27 protein-coding genes are annotated in these 26,094 nt (G+C 68.6%); 12 read left to right on the top strand and 15 right to left on the bottom strand.

Going from position 1 to position 26,094, the window contains the following annotated elements; translation table 11 throughout:
- Positions 1-9: 9 nt before the first annotated feature.
- Complete coding sequence (locus ACIA8G_RS36945; RefSeq protein ID WP_396423402.1) at positions 10-1,539, bottom strand: ATP-dependent DNA ligase; 1,530 nt, start codon at positions 1,537-1,539, stop codon at positions 10-12.
- A gap of 90 nt (positions 1,540-1,629) precedes the next feature.
- Here ACIA8G_RS36945 and ACIA8G_RS36940 point away from each other — a divergent pair, with 90 nt between their 5' ends.
- The gene (locus tag ACIA8G_RS36940; RefSeq protein WP_396423401.1) at positions 1,630-1,770 is read left to right on the top strand and encodes a hypothetical protein; all 141 of its coding nucleotides are present in this window, start codon (positions 1,630-1,632) and stop codon (positions 1,768-1,770) included.
- On the opposite strand, the gene ACIA8G_RS36935 is transcribed toward ACIA8G_RS36940, so the two are convergent.
- Entirely contained in the window at positions 1,767-3,116 is a 1,350-nt protein-coding gene (locus ACIA8G_RS36935; RefSeq protein WP_396423400.1) for a PLP-dependent aminotransferase family protein, read from the bottom strand. The genes ACIA8G_RS36940 and ACIA8G_RS36935 overlap by 4 nt on opposite strands.
- Positions 3,117-3,163: 47 nt before the next feature.
- On the opposite strand from ACIA8G_RS36935, the gene ACIA8G_RS36930 reads away from it, so the two are divergent.
- A complete protein-coding gene (locus tag ACIA8G_RS36930) occupies positions 3,164-4,066 on the top strand; it encodes a DMT family transporter (protein WP_396423399.1) in 903 nt (300 codons plus the stop codon).
- A gap of 5 nt (positions 4,067-4,071) precedes the next feature.
- Here ACIA8G_RS36930 and ACIA8G_RS36925 read toward each other — a convergent pair whose 3' ends face one another.
- The 5 genes from ACIA8G_RS36925 to ACIA8G_RS36905 form a co-directional block, all read right to left on the bottom strand.
- Positions 4,072-5,295, bottom strand: coding sequence for a hypothetical protein (locus ACIA8G_RS36925; RefSeq protein WP_396423398.1), 1,224 nt, complete (start codon positions 5,293-5,295; stop codon positions 4,072-4,074).
- A 43-nt stretch (positions 5,296-5,338) separates the two neighbouring features.
- Complete coding sequence (locus ACIA8G_RS36920; RefSeq protein ID WP_396423397.1) at positions 5,339-5,929, bottom strand: hypothetical protein; 591 nt, start codon at positions 5,927-5,929, stop codon at positions 5,339-5,341.
- Positions 5,926-6,735, bottom strand: a complete 810-nt coding sequence (locus ACIA8G_RS36915) for a hypothetical protein (RefSeq protein WP_396423396.1) — start codon at positions 6,733-6,735, stop codon at positions 5,926-5,928. The genes ACIA8G_RS36920 and ACIA8G_RS36915 overlap by 4 nt, the downstream gene beginning before the upstream one ends.
- A 71-nt stretch (positions 6,736-6,806) precedes the next feature.
- Entirely contained in the window at positions 6,807-7,361 is a 555-nt protein-coding gene (locus ACIA8G_RS36910) for a hypothetical protein (RefSeq protein WP_396423395.1), read from the bottom strand.
- Positions 7,362-7,418: 57 nt separating this feature from the next.
- A complete protein-coding gene (locus ACIA8G_RS36905) occupies positions 7,419-9,395 on the bottom strand; it encodes a thioredoxin domain-containing protein (RefSeq protein ID WP_396423394.1) in 1,977 nt (658 codons plus the stop codon).
- A gap of 55 nt (positions 9,396-9,450) precedes the next feature.
- Here ACIA8G_RS36905 and ACIA8G_RS36900 point away from each other — a divergent pair, with 55 nt between their 5' ends.
- The 3 genes from ACIA8G_RS36900 to ACIA8G_RS36890 are packed head-to-tail and all read left to right on the top strand — an operon-like array spanning position 9,451 to position 13,627.
- A complete protein-coding gene (locus ACIA8G_RS36900) occupies positions 9,451-10,788 on the top strand; it encodes a 3' terminal RNA ribose 2'-O-methyltransferase Hen1 (protein ID WP_396423393.1) in 1,338 nt (445 codons plus the stop codon).
- The gene (locus tag ACIA8G_RS36895; RefSeq protein ID WP_396423392.1) at positions 10,788-13,256 is read left to right on the top strand and encodes a polynucleotide kinase-phosphatase; all 2,469 of its coding nucleotides are present in this window, start codon (positions 10,788-10,790) and stop codon (positions 13,254-13,256) included. The genes ACIA8G_RS36900 and ACIA8G_RS36895 overlap by 1 nt, the downstream gene beginning before the upstream one ends.
- Positions 13,253-13,627, top strand: coding sequence for a DNA polymerase beta superfamily protein (locus ACIA8G_RS36890; RefSeq protein WP_396423391.1), 375 nt, complete (start codon positions 13,253-13,255; stop codon positions 13,625-13,627). Before ACIA8G_RS36895 ends, ACIA8G_RS36890 begins: the two co-directional genes overlap by 4 nt.
- Before the next feature lie 88 nt (positions 13,628-13,715).
- Here ACIA8G_RS36890 and ACIA8G_RS36885 read toward each other — a convergent pair whose 3' ends face one another.
- Both ACIA8G_RS36885 and mca read right to left on the bottom strand, forming a co-directional pair.
- A complete protein-coding gene (locus ACIA8G_RS36885; RefSeq protein ID WP_396423659.1) occupies positions 13,716-13,937 on the bottom strand; it encodes a hypothetical protein in 222 nt (73 codons plus the stop codon).
- Positions 13,938-13,972: 35 nt separating this feature from the next.
- On the bottom strand, positions 13,973-14,842 hold the full coding sequence (gene mca, locus ACIA8G_RS36880; RefSeq protein WP_396423390.1) for a mycothiol conjugate amidase Mca: 870 nt from the start codon (positions 14,840-14,842) through the stop codon (positions 13,973-13,975).
- 24 nt (positions 14,843-14,866) lie between these two features.
- Here mca and ACIA8G_RS36875 point away from each other — a divergent pair, with 24 nt between their 5' ends.
- Complete coding sequence (locus ACIA8G_RS36875) at positions 14,867-15,361, top strand: DUF4307 domain-containing protein (RefSeq protein WP_396423389.1); 495 nt, start codon at positions 14,867-14,869, stop codon at positions 15,359-15,361.
- Between the two features lie 187 nt (positions 15,362-15,548).
- Complete coding sequence (gene greA / locus ACIA8G_RS36870) at positions 15,549-16,043, top strand: transcription elongation factor GreA (protein WP_396423388.1); 495 nt, start codon at positions 15,549-15,551, stop codon at positions 16,041-16,043.
- 28 nt (positions 16,044-16,071) lie between these two features.
- Here the strand turns inward: greA and ACIA8G_RS36865 are convergent, their stop codons facing one another.
- Entirely contained in the window at positions 16,072-16,581 is a 510-nt protein-coding gene (locus ACIA8G_RS36865; RefSeq protein ID WP_396423387.1) for an Lrp/AsnC family transcriptional regulator, read from the bottom strand.
- A 74-nt stretch (positions 16,582-16,655) separates the two neighbouring features.
- Between ACIA8G_RS36865 and hppD the strand changes: the two genes are divergently transcribed.
- Positions 16,656-17,837 (top strand): 4-hydroxyphenylpyruvate dioxygenase, encoded by a 1,182-nt coding sequence (gene hppD, locus ACIA8G_RS36860; protein ID WP_396423386.1) that lies wholly within the window; start codon positions 16,656-16,658, stop codon positions 17,835-17,837.
- A gap of 54 nt (positions 17,838-17,891) precedes the next feature.
- On the top strand, positions 17,892-18,137 hold the full coding sequence (locus ACIA8G_RS36855) for a hypothetical protein (protein WP_396423385.1): 246 nt from the start codon (positions 17,892-17,894) through the stop codon (positions 18,135-18,137).
- 60 nt (positions 18,138-18,197) lie between these two features.
- Here the strand turns inward: ACIA8G_RS36855 and ACIA8G_RS36850 are convergent, their stop codons facing one another.
- The 3 genes from ACIA8G_RS36850 to ACIA8G_RS36840 all read right to left on the bottom strand — a co-directional run bounded on the left by ACIA8G_RS36850 (position 18,198) and on the right by ACIA8G_RS36840 (position 22,009).
- Positions 18,198-19,343 carry a cystathionine gamma-synthase gene (locus tag ACIA8G_RS36850; protein ID WP_396423384.1) on the bottom strand — a complete coding sequence of 382 codons (1,146 nt, stop codon included), beginning with the start codon at positions 19,341-19,343 and terminating at the stop codon, positions 18,198-18,200.
- A 128-nt stretch (positions 19,344-19,471) separates the two neighbouring features.
- On the bottom strand, positions 19,472-20,551 hold the full coding sequence (locus tag ACIA8G_RS36845; protein ID WP_396423383.1) for an RDD family protein: 1,080 nt from the start codon (positions 20,549-20,551) through the stop codon (positions 19,472-19,474).
- Between the two features lie 87 nt (positions 20,552-20,638).
- Positions 20,639-22,009, bottom strand: a complete 1,371-nt coding sequence (locus ACIA8G_RS36840; protein ID WP_396423382.1) for a cystathionine beta-synthase — start codon at positions 22,007-22,009, stop codon at positions 20,639-20,641.
- A 118-nt stretch (positions 22,010-22,127) separates the two neighbouring features.
- On the opposite strand from ACIA8G_RS36840, the gene ACIA8G_RS36835 reads away from it, so the two are divergent.
- From ACIA8G_RS36835 to ACIA8G_RS36825, 3 genes are all read left to right on the top strand, one after another.
- Positions 22,128-23,000: an SGNH/GDSL hydrolase family protein gene (locus tag ACIA8G_RS36835; RefSeq protein ID WP_396423381.1), complete on the top strand. Its 873-nt coding sequence runs from the start codon at positions 22,128-22,130 to the stop codon at positions 22,998-23,000.
- A gap of 91 nt (positions 23,001-23,091) precedes the next feature.
- Complete coding sequence (locus tag ACIA8G_RS36830; protein ID WP_396423380.1) at positions 23,092-24,312, top strand: acetyl-CoA C-acetyltransferase; 1,221 nt, start codon at positions 23,092-23,094, stop codon at positions 24,310-24,312.
- A 170-nt stretch (positions 24,313-24,482) separates the two neighbouring features.
- Positions 24,483-24,692 carry a hypothetical protein gene (locus tag ACIA8G_RS36825; RefSeq protein ID WP_396423379.1) on the top strand — a complete coding sequence of 70 codons (210 nt, stop codon included), beginning with the start codon at positions 24,483-24,485 and terminating at the stop codon, positions 24,690-24,692.
- A gap of 66 nt (positions 24,693-24,758) precedes the next feature.
- Here ACIA8G_RS36825 and ACIA8G_RS36820 read toward each other — a convergent pair whose 3' ends face one another.
- A complete protein-coding gene (locus tag ACIA8G_RS36820; RefSeq protein ID WP_396423378.1) occupies positions 24,759-25,010 on the bottom strand; it encodes a HEAT repeat domain-containing protein in 252 nt (83 codons plus the stop codon).
- Between the two features lie 92 nt (positions 25,011-25,102).
- Positions 25,103-25,906, bottom strand: coding sequence for a Bax inhibitor-1/YccA family protein (locus tag ACIA8G_RS36815; protein WP_396423377.1), 804 nt, complete (start codon positions 25,904-25,906; stop codon positions 25,103-25,105).
- Positions 25,907-26,094: the final 188 nt, after the last annotated feature.

The following is a 26,094-nucleotide window of genomic DNA, read 5'->3' as shown; positions in this document are numbered from 1 at the left end:
GGCCGGCAGTCAGGCCTTCGGATTCGGTTGTGCGGCAGGAAGAAGAGCCCTCACCTCCTCGATCGTCGTCGCCTCCGACGGGTCCTTGTCCGGGCGGTAGCGCACGACGCGGGCGAACCGCAGCGCGACGCCTCCTGGATAGCGCGGCGAGACCTGCACGCCGTCCAGCTCGATCTCGATCACCAGCTCCGGGCGGACCATCACCACCCACTCGTTGTGCGAGAGGGCGATCTCCTGCAGCGCCTTGGTCTGCCACGTGAGCAGCTCGTCGGTGAGGCCCTTGAAGGTCTTGCCGACCATCACCGGCGGGCCGCCGTCCGGGTCGCGGGCGCCGAGGTGCAGGTTCGACAGCCAGCCTCGCCGGCGGCCGCTGCCCCACTCGACGCCGAGCACGACCAGGTCGAGCGTGTGCACCGGCTTCACCTTCTGCCAGGCGCTGCCGCGACGCCCGGCGGCGTAGGGCGAGGCCAGCGACTTCACCATCACGCCCTCGTGGCCCGCGGCCAGTGCCGCCTCGACCACGCCCGCGGCCTCCTGGGGGGACGGGTCCAGCACGCCTGGGATGACGTGCTCTCCCGCCACCTGCCTCAGTGCGGCCAGGCGGTCGCGCAGCGGTTCGTCGAGCAGGTCCTTGCCGTCGAGGTGCAGGCAGTCGAAGAAGTACGGGTGCAGCAGCAGCTCGCGTTCGTCCTGCGCGCCGAACCGGCTCATCGTCTCCTGGAACGGGCGGGGTCTCCCCTCGTCGGTCAACGCCAGGGTCTCGCCGTCGAGCACCACCGACGAGCACGGCAGGCCGCGCACGAGCTCGACCAACTCCGGCACCGTCTTGGTGATCTCGCGCAACGTGCGGGTGTAGACGTGGACCTCGTCGCCCGAGCGGTGCACCTGGATGCGCGCACCATCGAGCTTGTGCTCCACCACGCAGTTGCCGAGCTCGGACAGCGCCTCGTCCAGCGACTCCGCCGGTGAGGCCAGCATCGGCCGCAGGGGGCGCCCGACCTCCAGCCGGAACGCCTCCAGCACCGTCGCGCCACCGCTCAGCGCGGCCACCGCCGTCTCCGGTAATCGGCCGGACAGCATGAACGCCCGCCGCACCGTCTCGCCCGGCACGTCCGCCGCCGAGGCGATCGCATCCAGCATCACGCCCTCCAGCGCGCCCTGCCGCAGCTCGCCGGTGAGCAGGCGGCGCAGGAAGTCCTGCTCCGCCTCGGTGGAGCGGCCGAACAGCGCGGCCAGCAGCTCGACCCGGCGCTGCGCGGAGCCCTTGCCGGACGTCGAGGCCACCTCGGCGAGAGCGGCGTCGACCTCGGCGACCGTGAGCTCGGCGGCAGCGACGGGAGGCACGGACAGGTCGAAGACCGTGCGCCAGCCCGCACCGATGCGACCCTGCCGCGGCGTGCCGATGAGGAACGACACCACCGCGACCACGACCTCCGCCGTCGCCGAGCGCAGCAACGCGGACAGCGCCTTGACCTTGGCCAGGCGCGACCTGGTCGCCGCCACGGCGGCCGACGTGTCGACTACTTCGGAAAGGAGCACGGTCTCATGGTGCACCCGAGCACTGACAATTTCTGGAGGCTCAGGTTAGGCTGACCGCAGTAGCCGTTCTACCTGGGGGTTTACCGCATCATGCGGGCATTCAAGATCGTCGCCGCCGCACTCCTGTTCGCCGCGCTCGGCGCCGCCCTGTTCCCGCCGGCCAGTAGCGGTGACCTCCGCGAGCACATCCTGTCCGCCGAGGCCGAAATCCAGCGCGAGCACATCCTCTAACCGATCACCGCGGCGATCTCCCTGACCGCCTCGCGCAGGCGGTCGGGAGTGAGCGCCGCGTAGCCCACCACGAGGCCAGGCCACATCGGCGTGCGCGTGTACTGCGCCAACGCCCAGACGTGCACGCCTCGCTCCTCAAGCCTGCTCTTCAGCGCGAGGTCGTCCATCCGGTCCGGCATGCGCAACACGACGTGCAACCCCGCCGCGACCCCGATGGGCTGCCACGCCGGCAAGTGCTCCGCAACGGCCTCCAGCAACGCGTCCCGCCGCCTCCGATAGAGCGCGCGCGTACGGCGTAGATGCCGGTCATAACCACCCGTCCGCAACATGTGCGCGAACGCGGCCTGAGGGATCGTCCCGGTCCCCATGTCGTTGTACTTCTTGCGCTCCACGATGTCGGCCCGCAGCCGCTCCGGCACCACGAGCCACCCGAGCCGCAGCGCGGGAGCCAGCACCTTGCTCGTCGTCCCCTGGTACACGACGTGCTCCGGCGCCAAGGCCTGCAACGCCCCCAGCGCGGGCCGGTCGTATCGATGCTCGGCGTCGTAGTCGTCCTCGATGATCAACCCGTCCCGCTCGCGCGCCCATGCCACGAGCGCCCGCCGCCGTTCCGGATGCAGCACGACCCCGAGCGGGAACTGGTGCGCCGCTGTCACGAGCACCGCACGACAGTCCGTTTTGGACAGAAGGTCGACCCGGATCCCCTTGTCGTCCACCGGAATCGGCACAGGATTGAGCCCGTGCGACCGAAGCATGTTCTCTCCGCCGAAGTGGCTGGGCTCCTCGATCGCGATGCTGCCGCGCAACAGCCGAGCGGTGAGCTGCAGCCCGTCCGCCGCGCCGTTCGTGATCACAGCATCCCGCGCGATCACCGCGCGAACCCGCGCGAGGTAGTCGACGAGTTCCTTGCGCAGCCCCACGAATCCGGCCGGATCCGGATACGCGAGATCCTCGTCGGGCAGTTCCGCGAGCGCCGCCCGGTGCGCGGCAACCCACTCCGCACGGGGAAACGCGCTCAACGCGGGCAACCCCGGCCGGAGGTTGAACCGCCACCGCTGCGGCGGCTCCGGCACCCCGCACACGCCGGCGGGCCCAAGACTCGCGACCGTCGTCCCCGACCCCCGCCGAGCGGTGAGATACCCCTCCGCCACCAGCTGCGTGTACGCCGCCGTGACCGTCCCGCGCGCCACCTCGAGCTGCGCCGCCAGATCCCGGCTGGACGGCAACCGCGTCCCCGGCGTCAGCCGCCCGTCCCGGATGGCCCTGCGCAGTTCGGCCTCCACGCCGCGGCGCCGCTGGTGCTCCGGCAACAGCAGCTCGCGAAAAGTGGTCCAGTTAGCAACCATTGAAGTGGAGCTTAAACCTGGACCAGTTCGGCGTAAAGCTAGACGGCATGAGACTCGGGGTGGCCGCGGGAGCAACAGCGGCAACAATCGTCGGCGCGTCGGTTCCGGTCACGGGAATGCTCGAGGGCTACCCGGTCCTGACCGGCCAGGCCATGCGCTACGCACTGGCCGCGGTCATCTTGCTGCTGGTGGCCCGCCGCCTGCCCATACCGTCGTGGCGCGACATCCTGCCGTTGCTGGGCGTGGTGGTGACGGGCATGCTCGGCTTCAACGCCGTCCTGCTAGCCGCACAGCAGTACGCCGAACCCGGCTTCGTGGCCGCGGTGATGGGCGCGTCACCGATCGCCCTCTCCCTGCTTGCCCGCCAACGCTCTCTCGCGGCCATCGTCGGCGCGGTGGTGGTGGCCGCGGGCGTGGTGGTGTTGTCCGGCGGTGGCGCGTGGCACGGTCCGGGGTTGTTCTTGGCGCTGCTCACGATGGCCGGCGAGGTCTGCTTCACGCTGTTCGCCGTCGGGGTGGTGAAGCGCCTCGGTGTGCTCGGTGTGGCTACGTGGACCTGCCTGATCGCGGCGGTCGTCGGTGCCGTGCTCGGCACGTTCGTCGGTGGGTGGCAGGTGCCCGACACACGGCAGACCTTCGCGCTGTTGGCGCTGGCCGTGCTGGTGACGGCACTGGCGTTCGGCCTTTGGTACTTCTCCGTGAATCGGCTGGGGTCGGGCAGGGCCGGGGTGCTCATCGGGATGATGCCGGTGTCTGGTCTGGTTACTTCGGTGTTGATGGGCGTTCAGGAGTTCACGCTTGTTGGCGCTGCCGGTGCTACCACGGTTGCACTCGGGTGTGTCATCGCTCTTCGGAGGGGGACGCACCACACACACGAGGCTGGCCGGGTTCCCCCAAAATCAACTCTAGTGAGCGGGTCTGACACTCGTGCGGAAGTCGTTGCGACGTAACGGTCTCACGGCTTACCACCCCGGAAGGCCGCCATCGCCTCGCCGGCGTCCCGCAGGAACGAGATGCGCGTAGCTGCCTGCCCGTCGAACGTCGTGATCACCGTGAGGACGAACCACGCGATCGCGATCACGACCAACGTGCCGCCGATCGGGCCGGAGAGGTCAAGTCCGAGAAGTTTCGCGGCGAGCACCGCTGCCAGCGGGATCAGGCCCAGCAGAAGGCTGCGTACCGCGTTCCCGATGACGGCGAGCCTCCGCCGCGGGCTGGGCGCTGTGGTTGGCAGCTCATCCAGGTGACCGCGGACCAACACGTGGATCAGTCCGACGATCTCGGCGCGGAGCAGCTCGCGAGTATCTCGGCGCGGCAACGCGATCCACAGGTCGTACGACCGCAGGTGCTGGGCGCACTGCTTACAGCGCGCACGCAGTGTGTTGCGACTCAGCGGGTTCGACAGATCAACCTCTCGCCACAGCCCTGTTTCCACCGCGTCTGCCGCATTGGCGACGAGCCGCAGCAAGATTCCCCTGCTCTCCAGCGCACGTGAATCCTCCAGCGCCAACGCAAGGAAGAAGAGCTTGCAGAGCACCGCTTCCTTTGGCTCGGAAAGGATGGCGTACCTGTTCAGCGACCAGGTGGTTACGAGGGATAACGGAGACACGAGGATGAACAGCAACGGCACCGCAAGAGCAGCCGACAGCGCAGTGCGCCACGAGCTTGATGCGATCTCGCCCAGCGAGCCGACCTCACGCCACAGGAGGTACGCGGCTCCCAGCAGACAAGCAGTGATCAAGCTGTCCCAGAACAACCAGAAGCGTCTCGTCGGCAACTTGTCGAGAAGGACGAGCCCGCCGAAGCCACTGACGAATCCGCCAAGGATCAACGGGGCGTTCAGTTCTGGTCCCACCTGCTGGTGAACCCAGAAGCCTGACGCTACGAGTACCGCGACAACAATCAGGACTGATACGAAATCCACGACTGCCGCCAGGCGGTACTGACGGCGTATCTCACACTCACGCCACCGGACCGCGCTGTCGTAGGCGGCAGCGAGTTCCTCGTCCAGATCGGAGTCGGCCACGCTGGCGAGAACGAGCGGGCGAGCCGTGGCCGCCCACTCCGTCAGCTCATCGGCCCGCCTTCGCGCATGACCGATGTCCGGACGAACCTTGGCGACCCACTGTCTCAGCTCATCAGCTCGCTTTCGTGCCCAGTCGACGTCCGGATACCTCATATCAACAACTCGCAGCCAAGCTGTGGACTGTTACGGATCGCGCTCAGGCGCCGCCGATCACGACGGCCATGTGCCCGGTGACCGTCACGAGCTCGCGCAGCTCGTGCCAGTTCAGAAGGTCGCGCGTGCCGTCCGTCGCGACAACCCGCTCCCGCAGACCACCACGCACCTCGTCAAACATCACCCGCTGCGCATCGGTAAACCGCCCACGTTCCAGCAGAACCCTGGCAAGGCAATGCACGTCCACATCGGCACAGTCACCCTTCGAGTACCAGAACCAAACGGCGTGAAGGGCTGCCTCGCGCGGCGCGCCATACCAGTGCGAGGGCCGGTGAGGATTGGGCGCCGACGGATGCGGCACCCGATAGCCGAGTTGCTTGGCACGGCGACGAAGCACGCCGTAGGCGCGGAGCTCAGCCTGCCAGGCAGTACGGCTCGCGGTCAGCAGCTCCACAGCGCGCGGCAGTGCGGCCGGATCGCGCGCGAAGTCACCCGCCACGAACGTCAGGAAGCTGAACGACGCCTCGAAGCCAACCGGGCTGTAGTGCGAGAGACAACGGCGGAGGGCGCCGACGCGGCGGCCGAGTGGGAGTGACGTGTCGAGGGCTTTCCTTGCGCTACCAGCGAAACTCACGGGCGCACCTTCGCGAGCCACGCCGCAGCCTCATCGGACGGCAGCACCCGCGCGACGTCGACCATCGGCGTCATCATCGGGTAGACCCGGCCCGCGTTCCACGACCGCGCATAAGGCGGCGGATCCAGCACGACGACGCGGCGGTCCTCGAACAGCGGGATGTCCGACGGGCGCCCCTCGTTCCAGATCGTCTCGCCGAACGCGTCGGAAAGCTCGAACTGGCCCCGGATTCCGCCCTCCGGTTCGAGATCCGGACCGACCGAGGCTGCCTCGACCCAGGGCTGCAGCGGAGGTTCACCGGGGATCAGCGACGGTATCAGCCGGTACGCCAGCAACGTGTGCAGCTGGAAGTTGTCGCCGATGCCGCCGATCGTCACCTCGAAACCCGCCCCGGACGGCCTGTGCAGCACCAGCAACGGTTCGAGGTCCAGCACTAGCAACAGGCCGTGCAGCCAGGAATCCGCCGGCACGGCGGCTAGAAGGCGGTCGCGATGCGGCAAACCGGCACGGACGTCCTCGTCCTGCATCGGAAGCAGCAAAGCGCGCTCCCACTCGTCGACGTCCACCACCGACTGCTCGAAGGCCTCGGCGACGCGCAAAGCCAACGGGGGCAAGGCCGGCGAGGAACCGACGTAGTACAGCAGGTTGCCTAGCAGCTGGTTCACCGCGACATCGCCGGACGACGCCAGGACCAGGGCCGCCGCCGACAGTTCGTCGGCGGAGCAACCCTGGGCCTGCTCCAGGAACGTGTCGAATGCACCTGGCTCAGCACGAACAACGGCAGCCGCGACCGGCGTCAGATCCACGCGCCGCAGACTAGTGCGTGACCGCCTACCTTCGCCGCGCCTTTCGGCGCTCAGCAGGGCGCCTCACGGCACTAGGCCAGATCCGGTCCCTGCGAGCGCAGATCGTCGACCTTCGACATCGCGTCACGCAGTTCCCCCAGCCACGAGTCGGCGTGCTCGCCCACCAGCCGGACGGCCCACGCCAGGGCGTCCGCGCGGGAGCGTGCGACGCCTGCGGCCACCAGCGTGTCGAGCACCTGGCGTTCCGGCTGGCGCAGGCGCGTCATCACGGGTACGGCCAGGTGCGTGAACAGTTCCTGTGTGCTGCCCTGCACAGCGCCCCAGGCCACCTTGCGGCCGTAGCGGTGCTCCGCCTGACGCGCGATCTCGATGCGTTCGGCACGCGTGTCCTCGCGCCAGCGGGAGATGCGGCCCGACTCGGCCGCTGCGCGTGATGCGTCGTCGAACTCGCCTTCCAGTTCCGGCAGCGTGCCGATGACCGTGATCTCCTCGCGGTCCACGATCACCTCCGCCGGGCCGCTGAACCAGCCGTCCGGCAGCCTGCCCGCGAACCACGCCGCCGCGTCGTCGGCCGACGGCAGGTCAGCCTGCTGCCACCCGCCTCGTCCTCGCCATCCACGTCCCATTTCAACTCACCTCTGATTACATGATTACGTCGTTACCGACGTTACGCCTGCAATCAGCTAGCGAGTGTTCGCCGTGAGCGAAGTGACCAGCGCATCTGCGGAAACGACAGGCCTGTCGCACACGTAGCCGCGGCACACGTACGCGGCCGGAGCCTCGTCGACCAGCGGGCGGTCCTCCAGCAACGGCACGGACGACGGCTCTCCGGCCACGACGACGCCACCTCCCGGCACATGCGCCACCGCCGCCGCCCACAGCGACGCACGGCGCGGGTCCTCTCCCGCACCGACAACGGCCACCTGCAACGGACCGCCCACCAGTGCCTCCGCCACGCTCAACCAGTGGCCCGCGAACCGGGGCGCTCGCGCAGCCAGCAGGCCGGCCCGCGTCACCGCCTCCGAAGCAGCCGTCGCGTAGCGCGAAGAACGATCAGCGCCGGACAGCAGCGAAGCGGTCAGCAAGGCCGAGGCCAGCGACGATGCACCGGAGGGCGACGCGTTGTCGGTCGAGTCGGCCGGGCGCCGCACGAGCTGTTCGGCGTCGTCCGCGGTGTCGTAGTAGGCGCCGGGAGTGTCCGGCACGGCGAACCGCGCGAGAGCCGTGTCCAGCAGCCCGCAGGCCAGGTCGAGCCACCGGATCGAGCCCGTGACCTGGTGCAACGCCAGCAGACCGTCCGCAAGGCAGCCGTAGTCCTCCAGCACGCCGAACGACGGCCCGGCGACGCCGTCGCGCGAGGTCCTCAGCAGCCGTCCCTCGACGAGGTGCACCGAGGCCAGCAACGACGCCGCCTCGGAAGCCCCGACGATCCACGACGGCTCACCGAAGAACGCGCCGGCTTCGGCCAGAGCCGCGATCGCCATCCCGTTCCACGCCGCGACCACCTTGTCGTCACGGCCAGGCTGCGGACGCGCGGCACGAAGAGCCAGCAGCGAGGAACGCACGTCCTCCCCCGGCTCCGACACGAACCGCAACGTCGACTTGCCGTCCTCGAAGTTCGGTTCGGCGGTCACCCCGAAAGCAGCCGCCGCCTCCCCTAGCTCCTCGAACGACCACACGTAGGTCAGACCCTCGACGCCCTCGGTGTCCGCGTCCAGCGAGGACGCGAAGCCACCCTCGGCTGTGCGCAGATCCCGCAGCAGGAACGAAGCCGTGTCCCGCGCCACCCGCGCATAGCGCTCCGAACCGGTGACCCGCGCCAGATGCGTGTAGAACCGCAGCAGCAACGCGTTGTCGTACAACATCTTCTCGAAATGCGGCACGACCCACGCCGCGTCGACGCTGTAGCGCGCGAACCCACCGCCGAGCTGGTCGTACATGCCGCCGTTCGCCATCGCGTCGGCGGTCGAGGTCGCCATCGAGATCGCCTCGACCGAGCCGGTGCGTTCGTGGTGGCGCACCAGGAACTCGACCACCATCGACGGCGGGAACTTCGGTGCACCACCGAATCCGCCGCGGCGCCGGTCGAACTCGCCGAGCAGCGACACCACCGCGCCCGACAGCGCGTCAGCATCCACAGTGGACGGTGGCAGCGGCTCCGCGTGCCGCGAGATCTCGTCCACGACTACCGAAGCCGACTCCAGAATCTCGTCGCGCCGCCCGGTCCACGCCGCCGACACGGCCTCGAGCAGCTGACTGAACGACGGCATCCCCGGCCGCGGCGATGGCGGGTAGTAGGTGCCCGCGTGGAACGGCCGCGCGTCCGGCGTCAGGAACACCGTCATCGGCCACCCGCCGTGGCCGGTCATGGCCTGCGTGACCTCCATGTACACCGCGTCGACGTCCGGACGTTCCTCGCGATCGACCTTCACCGGCACGAAGTTCTCGTTCAGAACCAAAGCGACAGAAGCGTCTTCGAACGACTCGTGCGCCATCACGTGACACCAGTGGCAAGCCGCGTAACCGACGGACAGCAGCACCGGCACGTTGCGCCGGCGCGCCTCCTCGAACGCCTCGGCACCCCACGGCCACCAGTCGACCGGGTTCTGAGCGTGCTGCAGCAGGTACGGGCTGGTCGCGTCAACGAGCCGGTTCGTCATGCGAACCACACTAAATGAGCAGCGCAGACGCCGACTCTCGATCAGACTCGACCTCGTGTTGCTCACCATGACCACCACCCACCAGCCGGCGACCGACCTCGGTCACCTGCTGCACAAGCACCCGGACCGGGCCCAGTCGTTCTCGACGAGCTCGGGCACAGCGCACGTCTTCTACCCGAAGGCGACGCACGAGGAATGCACGGTCGCCCTCCTGCTCGAGGTCGACCCCATCGCGCTGGTACGAGGTCCTGGCAGCACGCTCACGCAATACGTCAACGACCGCCCGTACGCGGCCGGATCGTTGCTCACGGTCGCGCTCGGCAGCGTGTTCCGCACGGCGATGAACGGCCGCAGCGAGAGCTACCCCGAGCTCGCCCGGACGCCGATTCCGCTGGTCATCCGTGTTCCCGCGCTGCCATACCGGCTCGCGGAGCGCCTGTTCACGCCACTCGGCTGGACCGTCGAGATCACCGGCCACGGCGACTCGCGCTATGGCGACGTCACGCTCACCGGCACCGTCAAGCTCAGCGACGCCCTGAAGCACCTCTACGTGCTGCTGCCCGTGCTCGACGGCGGCAAGCACTACTGGGTCGCGGCCGACGAGGTCGACAAGCTGCTCAAGGCGGGCGACGGCTGGCTCTCGGCGCACCCGGACAAGGAACTGATCACCACCAGGTACCTGGCCCGCAAGCGACCGCTCGTGCTGTCCGCGCTGGAGCGCTTGGCCGAGGTCGACGAGGTCGAGCCGGAGGAACTGGACAACGCGCTCGCCGAACCGAAGATCTCCCTTGCCGCACAGCGCAAGGAGGCCGTGGTCAAGGCACTGAAGGAGGCGCGGGCGAAGCGCGTGCTCGACCTCGGCTGCGGTGGCGGCGCGCTCCTGCGCGAGCTGATCCAGGAGCCCGAGTTCACCGAGATCCACGGCGTGGACGTGTCCGCGAAGGCGTTGCAGGAGACTGCGCGCAAGCTGCACCTCGACCGCATGTCCGACCGGGTGCGCGAGCGGATCACGTTGCGGCAGTCGGCGTTGACCTACGCCGACACCGAGCTCGCCGGGTACGACGCGGCCGTGCTGATGGAGGTCGTCGAGCACGTCGACCCGTCGCGCCTGCCCGCGTTCGAGCACTCGGTGTTCACCGTGGCCCGACCGGCGACCGTGCTGGTCACCACGCCGAACGTCGAGTACAACCCGCTCTTCGAAACGTTGCCGGAAGGGCAGATGCGGCACTCCGACCACCGTTTCGAATGGACTCGTGCGGAGTTCCGGGAGTGGGCGGGAGGTGTCGCTTCGCGCAGGGGCTACACCGTGCGTTTCGTGCCGATCGGGCTGGAGGACGCCGAGCGCGGCGCGCCGACCCAGATGGCCGTGTTCAGCTTGGGGGAAGAGAACTGATGGAGCTGAAGATCCCGGACCTGTGCCTGGTGGTGCTGATCGGCGCCTCGGGTTCCGGCAAGTCCACGTTCGCCCGCAAGCACTTCCTGCCCACGCAGGTGTTGTCGAGCGACTACTTCCGCGGGCTCGTGTCCGACGACGAGAACGACCAGTCGGCGTCCGCGGCGGCGTTCGACGTGCTGCACTACGTCGCGGCCAAACGGCTGGAGGCCGGGCGCGTCACGGTGATCGACGCGACCAACGTGCAGGCACCCGACCGCGCCAGGCTGATCGAGGTCGCCAAGAGGGCGAACGTGCTGCCGGTCGCGATCGTCCTGGACACGCCTACCGACGTCTGCCTCAAGCGCAACGCCTCCCGGCCGGACCGCGACTTCGGCGCGCACGTCGTGAAGCGGCACCGCGCCGCGTTGCAGCGCTCGTTGAAGTTCCTCGGCAAGGAGGGCTTCAAGCGCGTCCACGTGCTGCGCAGCGAGTCTGATGTGGACAGTGCCGTGCTCGTGTACGAGCGGCTGCTCAACGACCTCCGGCACGAGGCCGGCCCGTTCGACGTGATCGGCGACGTGCACGGCTGCCGCGCTGAGCTGGAGGAGCTGCTGGTCCAGCTCGGCTACTCGCTGGTGCGTGATGCCGAGGGCCGCGCTGTCGACGCCGTGCCGCCTGCCGGCCGCAAGGCGATCTTCGTCGGCGACCTGGTCGACCGCGGCCCCGACACACCGGGCGTGCTGCGCCTCGTCATGGGCATGGTCGATTCAGGCCACGCGTTCTGCGTCTGCGGCAACCACGAGCAGAAGCTGGTGCGGGCGTTGCGCGGCAGGAACGTCCAGGTCAAGCACGGCCTCGCCGAGTCGCTCGCGCAGCTCGCCGCCGAGGACGAGGACTTCCGCCGCAAGGCCGAGAAGTTCTGCGACGGCCTGGTCGCGCACTACGTGCTGGACGGCGGAAAGCTCGTCGTGGCGCACGCCGGTCTGCCGGAGCGCTACCACGGCCGTGCGTCCGCGAGGGTGCGCAGCTTCGCGCTGTACGGCGACACGACCGGCGAGACCGACGAGTACGGCCTGCCGGTGCGCTACCCGTGGGCGAACGAGTACCGCGGCACCGCGATGGTGTTGTACGGCCACACTCCGACCCCCGAGGCGGAGTGGATCAACAACACGATGTGCCTCGACACCGGTGTGGTGTTCGGCGGGAAGCTGACCGCGCTGCGCTACCCGGAGCGCGAGGTCGTTTCCGTTGCCGCACAGCAGGTCTGGTACGAGCCGGTGCGGCCGCTGGTCGCTCCGGTGGTCGAGCGCGAGCCGGACGTGCTGGCACTGACCGACGTCACGGGCCTGCGCCGGATCGAGACATCGGTGATGGGCGCCGTGACGATCCGCGCGGAGCAGTCGGCCAGCGCGCTGGAGGTGATGAGCCGGTTCGCGATCGACCCGCACGACCTGCTGTACCTGCCGCCGACGATGGCGCCGACGGCGACCTCGCAGCGCGAGGACGTGCTGGAGCACCCGTTCGAGGCGTTCGAGGATTTCCGCGCGGCCGGTGTCTCGCAGGTGATCTGCGAGGAGAAGCACATGGGCTCCCGCGCGGTGCTGCTGGTGCGCAAGGAAGGTGGCGCGATCTACACGCGCACCGGCCGCACGTTCTTCGACGGCGCGCTGGGCGAGGAGCTTTTGGACCGCGTCCGTGAGGCCGCGAAGCCGTTGTTCGACGAGTTCGCCACGGACTGGCTGCTCATCGACGCCGAGCTGATGCCGTGGAACGCCAAGGCGTCCGGGCTGATCCGCGAGCAGTACGCCGCGGTCGGCGCGGCGGCTGGCGGAGCACTGCCGGTGGCGGTCAAGGCTCTGGAGTCGGCTGCCGCTCGCGGTGTCGACGTCACCGAACTGCTGGCGCGCACGTCCAAGCGGGCTTCGAACGCGGCGGCGTACTCGGCTGCCTACGAGCGCTACTGCTGGCCCACCGAGGGTCTGGAGGGCGTGCGGATCGCACCGTTCCAGCTGCTCGCGGTCGAGGGGCGGACGTTCCACGACCAGTCGCACCTGTGGCACCTCGACACGCTGGCGAAGCTGGAGGGACCGCTGTTCCAGCGCACCCGGCACCTCGTGGTGGACGTCAGTGATCCTTCGAAGGTTGCCGAGGGCATCCGCTGGTGGGAGGAACTGACCGCCGACGGCGGCGAGGGCATGGTCGTGAAGCCGCTGGCGAACCTGACCGCGCGCGTGCAGCCGGGCGTGAAGGTGCGCGGGCGCGAGTACCTGCGGATCATCTACGGCCCCGACTACACGGAACCGCAGAACCTCGCCCGGCTGCGCAAGCGCAGTCTCGGCCGCAAGCGCGGGCTCGCACTGCGTGAGTACGCGCTGGGCATCGAGGCTCTCGAACGCATCGCGCGCGGCGAGCCGTTGTGGCGGGTGCACGAGTGCGTCTTCGGCGTGCTCGCGCTGGAGTCGGAGCCGGTGGACCCACGACTGTGATCCTCGAGGCCGTGATCGGGTCGCACGCCTACGGGCTGGCGACCCGGTCGTCCGATGTAGACAGACGCGGGGTGTTCGTCGCGCCCACGGAGGCGTTCTGGCGCCTGGAAAAGCCCGCGACCTCGGTCGAAGGCCCGTCGCCGGAGCAGCTCAGCTGGGAGGTCGAGCACTTCTGCCGGCTGGCGCTGAAGTCGAACCCGACTGTGCTCGAGACGCTGGTCAGCCCGCTGGTCGAGATCTGCACGCCGCTGGGAGAGGAGCTTCGGGCGTTGCTGCCGGCGTTCCTCTCCCGGTACGCCGTGCGGGCCTACACGCGCGCTACCGAGATGCAGCTGACTCGGGCTGGGCGCACCGGCTCGGCGAGGAGCTGACGAACGCTGACGGCCCGTTGCCGGAGGAACCCGACCGGGCCCGCGTGGAGGACTGGCTGGTGTCGGTGCGCCGCAGGTCGCTGAGCGCCTAGTCCTTCTTCTCCGGCTCTGCAGCGGGAGGGTCAGCAGGCTCGTCGAACGACGCCGGCACCCGCTTGAGGTGCTTGTTCATCGACTTGACGAGGAAGAAGACCGCGATGAAGAAGACGATCAGCACGACGAGGCCGACCGGGGAGGACTTGCCGAAGTCCTCGCCCTGGCCGCCCTTGTCGTTGTTCGTGTTCGACGGCTGCACGGCGACGAACGCCACCGTGCTGCCGAGGTCGAATTCAGGGGAAAGCACCCCTAGACCTTAACTCCGGCGAACAGGTCCGTTTCCGGCAGCGTCGAGTCGACCAGCGAGCGGACGAGTTCGTACTCCTCGGTCGGCCAGACCTCGCGCTGCATGTCCTTCGGGATGGCGAACCAGCGGCTGGTCGGGTCGATCTGGGTGGCGTGGGCCTTGAGCGCCTCGTCGCGGACGTCGAAGTACTCCGCGCACTCGACCTGGGTCGTGACGCGGTCCATCACGTCGGGACGGTCGGCGTCCCAGTTCGCCAGCCACTCGGTGTACGGCGACTCCATGCCGCGCTCTTCCATCGCCTTGTGGAACGAGAGCAGCTTCGCGCGTGAGAAGCCGTGGCCGTAGTAGACCTTCTGGGTCTCCCACGGCTCGCCGAGCGACGGGTCGAAGGACGGGTCGGCCGCGGCGTCCAGCGCGGCCATCGAGATCTCGTGCGTGCGGATGTGGTCCGGGTGCGGGTAGCCGCCGTTCTCGTCGTAGGTCACGACGACGTGCGGGCGGAAGTCCCTGATCGCCTCGACGAGCGACGGCACCGATTCCTCCAGCGGCACGAGGGCGAAACAACCCTCGGGCAGCGGCGGCAGCGGATCGCCCTCGGGGAGCCCGGAGTCCTTGAAGCCCAGCCAGCGGTGCTGGATGCCGAGGATCTTGGCCGCGCGGGCCATCTCCTCCCGGCGGACCTCGATGATGTTGGCGAGCACGTCCGGCCTGTCCATCGCCGGGTTGAGGATGCTGCCCGCACCACCGTCGGTACAGGTCACGACCATCACGTCGTGGCCCTCCGCGATGTAGCGGGCCATCGTGGCCGCGCCCTTGCTCGACTCGTCGTCGGGATGTGCGTGCACTGCCATCAGGCGCAGCTTGTCGGCCATGACCCCCGTGGTCCTCCTGTGTGAATGGTCCTGCGACACTCAACAACTGAACGTCGGGCACCATTGTTCCCCAGCGGCTTAGGAGGGCGCGGCAAAGTGGCACAACGCGCGCTCCCCGTGGGGCGGTACAGCAAGCAGGGCCGCACACCTCTGTCGAAGTGGGCGCGCTGGGCGTTACTCGCTGTAGCCGTGGCCTTAGGGGCCGTGGTCGCCTTCGTCGGTTACCGAAATCTTGGTACAAAGCCGATCGAGGCCAAGCAGACCGCGTTCAACATCCTCGGCGACGACCGGGTAGAGGTCAGTTTCGAGGTTTCCCGCGATCAACCGGAGCGCGCGGCCGTCTGCATCATTCGGGCCCGATCCAAGGACGGGGACGAAGCAGGCCGCCGCGAGGTTCTTGTTCCGCCGGGGAATTCCCTCGTCGTCGAGACAACTGTTCTCCGCACCTCGAAGCCGCCGGTCACCGGCGAGGTGTTCGGGTGCTCCTACCAGGTTCCCCCCTACTTGTCCACGAGCTAGCGGCCAAGCGGGTGATCTGCGGTTTAAACGGCGAGATGGGGAACAAATCGCCGTCGCTGAACGTTGTCATCGTGTTACTATTGCCGCTCAAGCACGGCCCCGGCGCGGGCCGTGTTTTTCCGTTCCGGGCCAGCGGCCCGGGAACTATCTGGCGCGCACACGTGTGCCGGAGCAAGACGAGGAGTTGGTGACCGTGAGCGACACCCAGGTGACCTGGCTGACCCAGGAGGCCTACGACCGGCTCAAGGCTGAGCTGGACGAACTGATCGCGTACCGCCCGGTCATGGCTGCTGAGATCAACGCCCGTCGCGAAGAGGGCGACCTCCGCGAGAACGGTGGCTATCACGCCGCCCGCGAGGAGCAGGGCAAGCAGGAGGGGCGCATCCGCCAGCTCCACGAGCTGCTCCAGGCCGCGAAGGTCGGCGAGGCCCCCACCACCAAGGGTGTCGCGGCACCGGGCACGGTGCTCACGGTCCGCTACGAGGGCGACGACGAGACCGAGACCTTCCTGCTCGCGACCCGCGAAGAGGGCGCGCACGGCGAGATGGAGGTCTACTCCCCGTCCTCGCCGCTCGGCAAGGCTCTGAACGGCGCCAAGGACGGCGAGACCGTGTCCTACGAGCTGCCCAACGGCAAGGCTCAGAAGGTCACGCTCATCAAGGCCGTGCCGTACCAGGCGTAGTAACGCCACACAACGTTCGAAGGGGCGGTCACCTCGGTGGCCGCCCCTTCACACGTTCTAGGAGGGGCCGCACGCGTGGGGGCACCGGCGTCGACAACGCGATCGAGGTCGACAGCCGCCGCACATGAGACACGTCGACGATGTGGTCGACGACGCGCTGCAGATCGGCGTTCGACCTCGCGACCATCCTCACGAACAGGTCGCCCTGCCCGGTCGTGGCGTGCACCTCGCACACCTCGCTGATCGCGGACAGCCCCTCGCACACCTCCTGCCGCCGGCCCTGCGCGATCTCCACCACCGCGAACGCCGTCAGCCCGTACCCCATCGCCGCCAGGTCGAGCGCCGGAGGGAAGCCCGCGAGCACGCCTCGTTCCTGCAAACGGTCCAGCCTGGCCTGCACCGTTCCCCGTGCGACGCCCAGCCGGCGGGAGCATTCGAGGACCCCGAGGCGCGGCTCGTCGGTGAGGAGCAGCAGCAGCCTGGCGTCCAGTTCGTCCACGGGCTGGTCAGAGTGCTCACCCTGCTGAGCTGAAGTCATAGATCACTATACAAATTGCGCAGCAAAATCGCCGACTGTTGCTCACCCTGCCTGGTCGAATCATGCTGTGAAGCATGACGCAGCAGCTTGACGACGTGAGCTACGACCAGCTCCGGCAGCTCGTGGGCTTGGTCGACTACGACGCGACCAAGGACCCCTTCCCCGTGCGCGCCATGGACGCCGTGGTGTTCGTCTCGGGCAACGCCGTCCAGACCTCCTGGCTGTACCAGGTGGCGTTCGGCATGGAACTCGTGGCCTACGCGGGCCCCGAGACCGGCCAGCGCGGCCACCACTCCTACGTGCTGAAGTCGGGCTCGGCCCGCTTCGTGATCCACGGCGGCGTGCAGCCCGACTCCCCGATGCTCGACCACCACCGCAAGCACGGTGACGGCGTCATCGACCTCGCTCTCGAAGTCGGCGACGTCGACCGGTGCATCGACCACGCCCGCAAGCAGGGCGCGACGATCCTGGAAGAGCCGCACGACATCTCCGACGAGCACGGCACCGTGCGCATCGCGGCCATCGCCACCTACGGCGAGACCCGCCACACGCTGGTGGACCGCACCAAGTACAACGGCGTCTACCTGCCCGGTTACGTGGAGAAGACCTCCACGGTGCAGCGGCCGGAAGGTGCGCCGAAGCGGCTGTTCCAGGCCGTCGACCACTGCGTCGGCAACGTCGAGCTCGGCAAGATGGACTACTGGGTCGACTGGTACAACCGCGTCATGGGCTTCGTGAACATGGCGGAGTTCATCGGCGACGACATCGCGACCGACTACTCGGCGCTGATGTCCAAGGTCGTCTCGAACGGCAACCACCGGGTGAAGTTCCCGCTGAACGAGCCGGCGATCGCGAAGAAGAAGTCCCAGATCGACGAGTACCTCGAGTTCTACGAGGGCGCGGGCGTGCAGCACATCGCCCTCGCGACCAACGACATCATCGGCACCGTCACGGCCCTGCGCAACGCGGGTGTGGAGTTCCTCAACACGCCCGACAGCTACTACGACGACCCGGCGCTGCGGGCCAGGATCGGCGAGGTCCGCGTGCCGATCGAGGTGCTCAAGGAGCACCGCATCCTGGTCGACCGCGACGAGGACGGCTACCTGCTGCAGATCTTCACCAAGCCGATCGGCGACCGCCCGACCGTGTTCTACGAGCTGATCGAGCGGCACGGCTCGCTGGGCTTCGGCAAGGGCAACTTCAAGGCCCTTTTCGAGGCGATCGAGCGCGAACAGGAGCGACGCGGCAACCTCTGATGGCGATACCCCGGTAGGCTGCCTTACGGGGGACTCACATCGTGTGGAGGTGGCATGGCATTCGCACGACGCGTGGCCGCGGTGATTCCGCTGGTCGGAGCCGTGACCACGGCTGCGGCACTGACCGGAGCGGCGTTCTTGACCGTGGCGCACGCCGGCTGCGACGAGGCCGGCCGCTTCGTCCGTTCGGGCGGGTCGATCGAGTTCGTCGGCGGCTGTGTCAACGGCGCCGATCTCCCGTCGGCACCGGCGGCCGAGGGCGACAACGTGGACAGGTTCGGCGGCTCGCAGAAGCCGTAACGAGCGGCACGCGGGGGCCCTACGTTTCCCGGAAGGGAACGCAGGGCCCCCGCGTGGCGTTCAGCCCAGGGCTTCGAGCAGGTCGGCCACCAGGTCGTCACCGGACTCGATGCCCACGGAGACGCGCACCAGGTCGGCCGGCACCTCCAGCATCGACCCCGCGGTCGAGGCGTGGGTCATCCTGCCGGGGTGCTCGATCAGCGACTCGACGCCGCCGAGCGACTCGGCCAGCAGGAACAGCTTGGTGCGCGAGCAGACCTCGAGCGCCGCTTCCTCGCCACCCTCGATCTGGAACGACACCATGCCGCCGAACCGGCGCATCTGCTTGGCCGCCACGACGTGGCCGGGGTGCGACTCCAGGCCCGGGTAGATGACCTTCTTGACCTTCGGGTGCCGCGTCAGCGCCTCGGCCACCAGCTCGGCGTTGTCGGAGTGCTTCTCCATCCGCAGCTCGAGCGTCTTGATGCCGCGCAACGTCAGGTACGCGTCGAACGGGCCCGGCACCGCGCCGGCACCGTTCTGCAGGAACCCGAATCCCGCGTCGAGCTCCTCGTCCGAGGTGATCAACGCGCCACCGATCACGTCCGAGTGGCCGCCGACGTACTTGGTCGTCGAGTGCAGCACCACGTCCGCGCCCAGCTCCAGCGGCGTCTGCAGCGCCGGCGAGGCGAAGGTGTTGTCGACCACGAGCTTGGCGCCCGCGGAGTGCGCGACCTCGGCGATCGCGGCGATGTCACCGATGTTCAGCAGCGGGTTGGTCGGCGTCTCGATCCACACGACCTTGGTCTCGGGACGGATGGCCGCCCTGATCGCGTCGACGTCGGACACCGGGGCCGGCGAGTGCGTGACGCCCCACTGCGAGAAGACCTTGTCGATCAGCCGGAACGTGCCGCCGTACGCGTCGTTCGGGATGACGATGTGGTCGCCGGGCTTGAGGAACGTCCGCAGCGCGGCGTCCGTCGCACCCATGCCTGAGGAGAACGCACGGCCGAAGCGGCCGCGCTCCAGCGACGCGAGGGCCGCTTCCAGTGCGCGACGGGTCGGGTTGCCGGTGCGGGAGTACTCGAAGCCCTGACGCAGCCCACCGACGCCGTCCTGGGCGTACGTCGACGTCGCGTAGATGGGCACGTTCACCGCACCCGTGGTCGGGTCCGGGTCCTGACCGGCGTGGATCGCCCTGGTCGCGAAGCCGTATGGGGTGCTCATGTCCGAAGGGTACTCACCCATCTGGCGGTCGACGGTGGGAGTCCAACCAGTGAACCCCTAGTACCCCAGAAACGGGCCGGCCCCCGGCCACTGGGGAGTGACCGGGGGCTGGTGCGGCTGCTGAGGGCTTACCAGCCCTGCTGCTGCCCGTAGCCCTGCTGCGGCGGCTGGCCGTAGCCACCCGGCTGCTGCTGCGGGTAACCGCCGGTGCCCGGCTGCTGCTGCGGGTAGCCACCGGTACCGGGCTGCTGCGGGTAACCGCCCGTGCCGTAGCCGGCGGTCTCCGGAGCGTTGACCACGATGGACTTCATGATCTTGTCAGCCCAGGTCTGCTTCTTGGGCTCCCACAGCGGGGCGAAGAAGCCCGCGTAGCACGGCAGGGCGTCGACGACGTGGCACAGGCCACGCACGAAGTTCGTGCCGACGCCGAGCGGCTGCTGGGTCTCCTCGGAGACCAGCTTGATCTTGGCGATCTTCTTGCCGATCGACTGACCGGTCTGGCCCTGCTTGATGATCGTGTTCCAGATGAGGAAGCCGGTGAAGGCCAGCCACAGGACGAGCGAGATCAGGCCGAAGATCCAGATCGAGTCGGGGCCTGCCCCGGCACCGAGCAGGCCGATCACGAACCCGACCAGCCAGACCACGACCGCCGGCGCGAGGACGTCGATCAGGTAGCCGACGAAGCGCGAGCCCCACTCGGCGTAACCGGTGGGAGGCGGCGGCGGTGCATAGCCGTAGCCGGGCTGACCGTAGGCCTGCTGCTGCGGCTGGCCGTACGGGTTCGGCTGCGGCTGACCGTAAGGCTGCTGCGGCTGACCGTAGGCCTGCTGCTGCGGCTGGCCGTACGGGTTGGGCTGCGGCTGGCCGTACGGCTGCTGCGGAGCGCCGTAAGCCGGCGGCTGCTGCGGAGCGCCGTACGCGGGCGGCTGCTGGGCGGGGAACCCGCCAGAGCCGGGTCCCTGCGCCGGGAAGCCACCCGATCCGGGAGCTGCCCCCGGCGGCACCTGCCCGGGGCTGACGACCTGGGTGGCGTCCGCGTTGTGCTGCGGTGCGGCAGGAACCTGACCAGGCGAGACGACCTGCGTCGCGTCCGGGTTGGGGTTCGCCGCGGACGGCTGGCCACCTCCCGGGACGATCTGCGTGGCGTCCGCGTTGGGCTCCTGCGGCTGACCGCCGAACTGGTTTCCTGGCGGCTGCGGAGCGTTCATCCGGTTTCCAACCCCCTTGGCTGGGCCGTGTGCGAGTAAGACTGATGATCTGGGGCGTCACGCTATCGGACGCACCCGCTTCTACGCTCAGCGACCAGCCAAGAACCCCAGAATGTCTTGCCTCGTCACCACGCCGGCCGGCTTGCCGTCCTCCAGCACGAGCGCCGCGTCGGCGTGCGACAACGCGTTCATCGCGATGCCGACGGGCTCGCCCGCGCCGAGAGTAGGCAGCGGCGGCGACATGTGCTTGTCGAGCCGGTCCGACAGCTGGGCCTTGCCCGTGAACAGCGCGTCGAGCAGGTCGCGCTCGTTCACCGCACCGGCGACCTCGGCGGCCATGATCGGCGGCTCGGCGTTCACGACCGGCATCTGCGAGACACCGAACTCCCGCAGGATCGCGACCGCGTCACCCACGGTCTCGTTCGGGTGCGCGTGCACGAGGTCGGGGAGCATGCCGCCCTTGCGGCGCAGCACGTCGCCGACGGTCGCACCGGTCGAGTCGGGCGGGAGGAAGCCGTAGGAGGCCATCCAGCGGTCGTTGAAGACCTTGGACAGGTAGCCGCGGCCACCGTCGGGGAGGATCACCACCACGACGGCGTCTTCCGGCAGGTCCTTCGCGATGCGCAGCGCCGCGGCGGCCGCCATGCCGCAGGAACCGCCGACCAGCAGGCCCTCCTCGCGGGCGAGGCGGCGGGTGATGTCGAACGAGTCCGCGTCCGAGACCTCGACGATCTGGTCGCAGATGGTCTTGTCGTACGCCTCGGGCCAGAAGTCCTCGCCGACACCCTCGACGAGGTACGGGCGGCCGGTGCCGCCGGAGTAGACGGAGCCCTCCGGGTCCGCGCCGATGACCTGCACGGCGCCGTCCGAGACTTCCTTGAGGAAGCGGCCGGTGCCGGAGATCGTGCCGCCGGTGCCGACGCCCGCGACGAAGTGCGTGATCTTGCCGGCGGTCTGGCGCCAGATCTCGGGGCCGGTCTGGTGGTAGTGGCTCGCCGGGTTCTCCGGGTTCGAGTACTGGTCCGGCTTCCACGCGCCGGGGATCTCGCGAACGAGCCGGTCCGAGACGTTGTAGTACGAGTCCGGGTGCTCGGGCGCGACGGCGGTCGGGCACACCACGACCTCGGCGCCGTAGGCCTTGAGGACGTTGCGCTTGTCCTCACTGACCTTGTCCGGGCAGACGAACACGCACTTGTAGCCCTTGCGCTGAGCCACGAGCGCGAGCCCGACTCCAGTGTTGCCCGAGGTGGGCTCCACGATCGTGCCTCCGGGCTGGAGCTCGCCCGACTTCTCGGCCGCCTCGACCATCCGCAGCGCGATGCGGTCCTTCACACTCCCGCCGGGGTTCAGGTACTCGACCTTGGCCAGCACCGTGGCCTTGATCCCCGTGGTCAGGGAGTTGAGCTTGACCAGCGGCGTGTTGCCGACCAGATCGACGACGTGCTCGACGTACTCCACCGGTATCTACTCCCCACTCCCACTCTCCGAGATAGCGAAACGAAGCCTAGCTCTAGTGGCTGCGGAGGTTAATTCGAACAGCGGTACCGACGATTCCCCTGGAAAGGGGGTGTTGCGGATGTTCGGACTGAGGCACCTGCGGGCGGTCGCGATGACCGCCGCGACGCTCGGAGGACTCTCCGGGGCGCTGTTCGGCCTGCTCAACGAGCAGGGCAGACGCGCCCGGCTGGCCATCGGAGTGCTCGAGCACCTTTGGCCCGCACCTGATGGTGTGTACCGGGACAACGGCAGCGATCCGCTGCGCCTGGCCGTGCTCGGCGACTCGATGGCGGTGGGCGTCGGTGTGACGCATCCCTCGCAGATGCCGGGCGTGCTGCTGGCCGGGGCGCTCGCCGAGGAGGCCGAACGGCCGGTGCGGCTGTCGACCTACGCCGTCAGCGGTTCGACCACCCGCGACCTGGTGCCGCAGGTCGACGCCGCGGTGCTGGACCAGCCCCAGGTGGCGTTGATCATCATCGGCGCGAACGACGTGACGTCGCGGATGGGGGTCGGCGAGTCCGCGCGGTTGCTGGGCGAGCAGGTCCGCAAGCTGCGGGAGGTCGGCTGCGGTGTCGTCGTGGGCACCTGTCCCGATCTCGGCATCGTGCGGCCGATCCCGCAGCCGTTGCGGATGGTCGGACGCCGGTACAGCCTGCGCCTGGCCGCCGCCCAGACCACGGCCGTCCGGAGCGAGGGCGGCGTGCCGGTGTCGTTGGGGAACCTGCTGGCGCCGGAGTTCATGGCGCGCCACGTCGACATGTTCAGCACCGACCGCTTTCATCCCAGCGCCGCCGGCTACGAGGCCGCGGCCGGCGTGCTGCTGGCACCGTTGTGCCAGGTGGCGGGGTTGTGGGCGGGATGGGTTGCCCCGCAGGCACCTCTGCGCTCGGCGGCGGCCCTGGCCGCGCGGCCGTCACGGCTGCCGGGGTGGCTGCAAAGACGACACGCATGAGTTCCGGAATTCTCGTCACTCGCGCTGGCCGTGGTGAGCGAGCGCTAACTAGGCTCGACGGCAACCTTGACTCTCAACGAGGAGTTTCGTGATGCCTGAGGCCGTGATCGTCTCCGCCGCCCGTTCCCCCATCGGCCGCGCGGGCAAGGGCTCGCTGAAGGACGTGCGGCCGGACGACCTGGCCGCGCGGATGGTGCAGGCCGCGCTGGACAAGGTGCCGCAGCTCGACCCCGCGCAGATCGACGACCTGATGCTCGGCTGCGGCCTGCCCGGCGGCGAGCAGGGTTTCAACATGGCGCGCGTCGTCGCCGTGCTGCTGGGCCAGGACAACCTGCCCGGCACGACCGTGACGCGCTACTGCGCCTCGTCGCTGCAGACCACGCGCATGGCCCTGCACGCCATCAAGGCGGGCGAGGGCGACGTGTTCATCAGTGCCGGCGTCGAGACCGTGTCGCGGTTCGCGAAGGGCAGCTCCGACTCGTGGCCGGACACGCACAACCCGCTGTTCGGTGAGGCCGAGGCCCGCACGGCTTCGGTCGCCGCCGCCGGCGCCGAGTCGTGGGACGACCCGCGCGTGTCGGGCGTCGTGCCCGACGTCTACATCCCGATGGGTCAGACCGCGGAGAACCTGGCGCGCCTGAAGGGCATCTCGCGCCAGGAGATGGACGAGTTCGGCGTCCGTTCGCAGAACCTCGCCGAGAAAGCGATCGCCGACGGCTTCTGGGCCCGCGAGATCACCCCGGTGACGCTGCCCGACGGCACGGTCGTCTCCGCGGACGACGGCCCGCGCGCCGGCGTGACCTACGAGGCCGTCTCGCAGCTGAAGCCGGTCTTCCGCCCCGACGGCCGCATCAACGCCGGCAACTGCTGCGCATTGAACGACGGCGCCGCCGCGCTCGTGATCATGTCCGACACGAAGGCGCGCGAGCTCGGCATCACGCCGCTCGCCCGCGTCGTGTCGACGGGCGTCTCCGGCCTCTCGCCGGAGATCATGGGTCTCGGCCCGGTCGAGGCCTCGAAGCGCGCATTGGCGCTCGCCGGCCTTTCGGTGTCGGACATCGACCTCGTGGAGATCAACGAGGCGTTCGCCGCCCAGGTGATTCCGTCCTATCAGGATCTCGGAATCGATCTGGACCGCCTGAACGTGAATGGTGGCGCTATCGCGGTCGGTCACCCGTTCGGTATGACTGGTGCGCGCATCACCACGACCTTGATCAATTCCCTGCAGTTCCACGACAAGCAGTTCGGTCTTGAGACCATGTGCGTCGGCGGTGGTCAGGGCATGGCAATGGTGATCGAGCGCCTCAGCTGATCTGCGGTTTTCACCGACAAGATCTGCAAATTGACACCTGCAAGTAGCTCCGCTTCACCCGAACGGAGCTACTTGCCTTCCTTCTTTCTGCCGATGAGGTAAATCGTCGCGCAACTGCGTCATCAGGTGAGGGGGAGTCCGTCCCTACCGTTGAGTAAGGAGGGTCGGACATGCCGTACGTGTGGTGGCAAAGCGAATACGACCTGCAGTGCCATGCTTTCTCCCTCGATCAAGCCGACGAGTCCCGGAGCTTTTACGAGGCCGTCTGCGAACACTCGGTTCCCGATGAGCGGGTGGCTCGCGCTCAGGTGGGTGCTCTCTGCACGACCTGCCTGATCAAGGTGGGCACCGAACTGCCGGACGTGCGCTGGCGGGCCTAGTTCGCGCATTCCCCTAGTCGTGCGCGTTGTTCGCGCGATGGCGATAGAGGGCGGTCCGGGCTTCCTTCATGTCGAGCTGTTCGAGCCCCGAACCGCCCCGCACGAGAACGACTCGTTCTCGTGGCCGAGGTGCTCGACCAGAATCGGCAAGGCCTCGGGAGACCGAGCCTCGCCGATCAACTCGAGCAGCCACGCGCGCAGGCCTTGGTCTTCTCCTTCGTTGCGGAACGCCTCGATCAACTCGGCGAGGTGTTCGGCGGCGTGCGACCGCGGCATGTCGAAGTCGCCCTCCCGCACCTGCTGGTCGCGACGGCGCATCAGCCTCATCGAACCGCTTGCTCGTTCCACTCCCCCGGAACGCCGAAGGGGCGCCCCGCCACAGCGGAACGCCCCTTCGAGAAAACCCCGGATCAGTCCGAGTTGAAGTACGACAGCAGGCGCAGGATCTCGGTGTAGAGCCACACCAGGGTGACCGTGAGACCGAACGCGATCTGCCACGCGAACTTGGCCGGCACGCCGGCCCGGATCGCCTGGTCGGCGGCGTCGAAGTCGATCAGGAAGCTGAACGCCGCGAGCCCGATGCAGACGAGGCTGAAGATGATCGCGAGCGTGCCACCGTTGCGGAGGCCGAGGCCGCCGGCGGTGAAGAAGCTCATGATCAGGTTGAAGAGCATGAGGACGGCGACGCCGATGATCGCGCCGGTGATCCACTTGGTGAACTTCGGCGTGACGCGGATCGCGCCCGTCTTGTAGACCACGAGCATGCCGGCGAAGACGCCGATCGTGCCGATGATGGCCTGGCCGATCACCACGACGCCCTGGCCGGGGTTGTTCGTCCACTTGTCGATCATGCCGCCGATGATCCCGCTGAACGCCCCGAGGAAGATGCCCTCGACAGCCGCGTACGCGATGACGAGCGGCGGGCTCGGGACGCGCTTGAACGAGATGATCAGGCCGAGCACCAGGCCGATGATCGCGGCCGGGAACAGCAGGAACCACGCCTGCATGAGGTAGGTGACGACTGCGGTGACGGCCACCACGGCGAGCGTGATGCCCGTCTTGGTGACGACGTCGTCGATCGTCATCGGCCGCTCGCTGGTCAGCGGCGGCGGGGCCTGCTGGTAACCGGCCTCTGGCTGGCCAAAGCCTGCGTAGCCTCCGTACCCGCCGCCGGTCGGCAGGTTACGGAAAGCCGGGTTGCTGCTGGAGCGCACCTGGTCCTCCTGGGGCGTTGCTTTACGCCGTCACGGGTACAACGAGCACACAAGGTGCCGGGTTCCCCGTCGGTAAAGCTGACTTTACTCGTCGAAGCGATCACACGTGGGCTAATACTGCGCTAACTCCGGAGCGTAGTGAGACCACGGCGTGTCGCGGCGTGTCACACACAAAGTGCGTAAGCCCG

The organism is Lentzea sp. NPDC051213 (genome assembly GCF_044455585.1).
GTDB lineage: Bacteria > Actinomycetota > Actinomycetes > Mycobacteriales > Pseudonocardiaceae > Lentzea.
The sequence above is the reverse complement of the archived record's forward strand: the minus strand, read 5'-3'. Positions and strand labels throughout refer to the sequence as shown.